The organism is Sutterella massiliensis (assembly GCF_016899755.1).
Classification (GTDB): domain Bacteria; phylum Pseudomonadota; class Gammaproteobacteria; order Burkholderiales; family Burkholderiaceae_F; genus Sutterella; species Sutterella massiliensis.
The window spans coordinates 1-613 of record NZ_JACJJC010000214.1; the positions used below are offsets into that span (position 1 = coordinate 1).

Sequence of the window (613 nt, forward strand, 5' to 3'; positions counted from 1 at the left end):
CCGTATCGTTGGCATTGCGAACCGCCTGACGAAGGCCCGAGCCCGTAGTAGTGGTGCTGCCGTTGAGCGTCCATCCGTTCTCCGAGACCGTGCCGGTCTCAGCCGTGATGAGCGCCTGGAAGTGCGAAACGTCGTCGATCGTCAAAAGATCGTTCTGACCGATCGTCTGGTCAACCGTACCGCTCGAATTGGGAATCGCGAGCGCAATGTTGCCCGAACCGGTAAGAGAACCCACCTGCAGCTGACCGAGCTCATCCGTCGTAGCACCAAGGTCGAAATTGCCGGCAAACGAAATCGTGCCGCTATTGACATTGAGATTGTCGAAGGTGTCGACGCGAGAACCCGTCTGCGTCGCAACGACGAGCGTCGAGCCACTTTCGAGCTTGAAGTCCGCGTTGGCCAGGTTCGCAGCGTTGTAGAAGCCCGAACCGGAGCCTCCGCCCACGGTCATCTTGATGCCGTCTTCAAGGCGGAGCGTGCCCGTAAAGCCGGAAGTTTCCGCATCAGTCCAGTTAGTGCTGAAACCGAACTCTTGATCGGCAGTGCCGCTGACAACGAGGGTGCCCGCGCCGGCGAATACATTGTCGACAACAATGCTGCCGCTGTCCTGCGA

At 59.2% G+C, this 613-nt stretch carries 1 pseudogene; it reads right to left on the reverse strand.

What is annotated here, in order from left to right:
- Positions 1 to 613 (reverse strand): annotated as a pseudogene (locus H6A60_RS12225) (hypothetical protein); the annotation flags it as partial.